This window comes from Paramuribaculum intestinale, assembly GCF_003024925.1.
In the GTDB taxonomy this organism is placed as follows: domain Bacteria; phylum Bacteroidota; class Bacteroidia; order Bacteroidales; family Muribaculaceae; genus Paramuribaculum; species Paramuribaculum intestinale.
The window spans coordinates 1-2,073 of sequence record NZ_PUED01000293.1 but is presented as its reverse complement, the minus strand read 5'-3'; the positions used below and the strand labels follow the sequence as shown (position 1 = coordinate 2,073).

Annotated in this window: 3 protein-coding genes; all 3 read left to right on the top strand. The window is 35.6% G+C overall.

The window, feature by feature from the left end; all coding sequences use genetic code 11:
* Positions 1-701 (top strand): helix-turn-helix domain-containing protein (locus C5O24_RS12890; RefSeq protein ID WP_107681946.1); only part of this gene is annotated, 701 nt, incomplete at its 5' end.
* A 24-nt stretch (positions 702-725) separates the two neighbouring features.
* A complete protein-coding gene (locus C5O24_RS12885) occupies positions 726-1,301 on the top strand; it encodes a Crp/Fnr family transcriptional regulator (protein WP_010801767.1) in 576 nt (191 codons plus the stop codon).
* A gap of 69 nt (positions 1,302-1,370) precedes the next feature.
* On the top strand, positions 1,371-2,073 hold a 703-nt coding region (locus C5O24_RS12880), incomplete at its 3' end, for a condensation domain-containing protein (RefSeq protein WP_240605018.1).

Below are 2,073 nucleotides of genomic sequence, written 5' to 3'. Positions count from 1 at the left end.
TTTGTTCCTACTTTGTTTTCAACGTGTGGAATGCCGCAGACTGCGTCAGTAGTGGACTGATAATGAAACCTTATCATTCCTATTTTTTCGGTCCAATGAATACATTTACGGAATTGGTCACTCAAAAAAAACTCATTCATATTATAGGGGTACGTTTTCAACCGTGTGGACTTTCTCGATTTATAAAAATTCCACTTTCCAAATTTATGAATCAAGGATTAGACAGTCACGAGTTTCCTGCTCTTTTTAGTCAATCTTTCACATATCAACTCTCTGAAATTCAAAATCCGATTGGTTATATTGAACATGAATTGGTTAGGCAATTGTACAAAAACAGCATGGACGCAGAAAAGCAAATATCTCATGTTGTTTCCTTGATCCGCAGACAGAAAGGAATTGTTTCGATTAAGGAATTGGTAACAGAAGTATGCTTATGCCAAAGACAATTTGAGCGCAAGTTTAAGTTTCATACAGGTTATTCCCCAAAAGAATATAGTCGAATTGTTCAGTTTTGGAATGCTGTACATCTTTTGAAACCTAATATTTCATTCGATAATCTTTTGTTTGTTGCTGTCCAAGCGGGATATTATGATGCTTCTCATTTATATAGAGAGGTAAAAAGGCTTTCTGGTCATACCCCTAAGGCATTTCTTACACTCCCTACAAATGGAAAAGTAGAAGTGTTACATTTTGAATTATAGAAATAATCAGAAAAGAAAAAGTATATGAACGGATTAATTAATCTTCTATGTAGTTTGAATATAAACAATGCAGATGTGCTCGAATACACCAAGCGTCTGAAAAACATCCAAATCAAGAAAGGTGAACATTTTCAGATGCAGGGCTGTCCAGTCAGATACATGGGATATGTAGATTCCGGGAAATTCAGATATTACAAAATAGACAAAGATGGTAATGAACGTACCCTTTGGTTCAATAAATCTTTTCCGTTTATCGGAGATTATCATTCGTTCTTGAAAAGAACAAATGCCGAACTTTGTATTCAAGCAATGGAGGATTATGAGATTACATTGTTTAGTTACGAACAGATGATGGAATTATTCGACACGAATATAGATACGCAAAAGTTAAGGGCGACCATTGCGGAGCGTTCTATGTTCGGCTGGCGTAATATTGCTTTAGCACTGTATTTCGATACCGCTGAGGAAAGATACATTGAATTATTAAAAGATTTTCCCGACATTGAAAAAGAGATTTCCTTAAAACATATCGCATCCACTTTGGGCATTTCTCCCGAAACGCTAAGCAGAATAAGAAAAAAGTTAGATAAAAATCCATAGGATTGACCTATGTCAAGAATTGATAATTTCCAACTCTCTACCTTTGCTGTCTTTATCAACATAAAGAGCATGGAAACTAATATTCGAATATTTACGGAACGCCACCTTCTACGGAATCCGTCACTTACGGTTCTGATGAAACTAAGCGTTGACGGCCACTTGGATGAATTACGTTTAAAAAAAACATTGCTTAAATTAAGAAGTGTTCACCCGCTACTTTATTCATCCATTTGCATGAATAATGAGGGAGAGGCATTTTATCAGGAAAACACTGTTCATCAGCTCGAATTGCATTTTATTAAAAGTGAACATTCAAATCAATGGCTGGAAATTGCCGAGTCCGAGAATAAAAAGCCTTTTAATTGCGAAACAGGTCCACTCATACGTTTTTTTGTATTCTACACTGAGATTGGTTTTGATATTCTGGCTGTATGTCATCATCTATTAGGTGACGGTAACGCTATTGCAAGATTATTGAGGGATGTAGTGTTTGTTTATGCTGGAAATAATTTGCCCTTAAAAGAACAACAGCTCATCTCAAAACAAAGTGATTTTCCACAAAAAGCTAAACTTTCTTTTCCTGTAAAATTGCTTCTGCGTTCACTAAATTCAAAGTGGTCTAAAGGTAAGCAGCAACGTTTTGGAGAAGCGGAATACCGGGAGATATTCAATAAGTACCATCAGTTAACAGATATTGCTTTGTCGTACTCAACCATAAACAAAGTTGATATGAACGCTTTGTACAATGCTTGTAAAATACACGGCATAACAA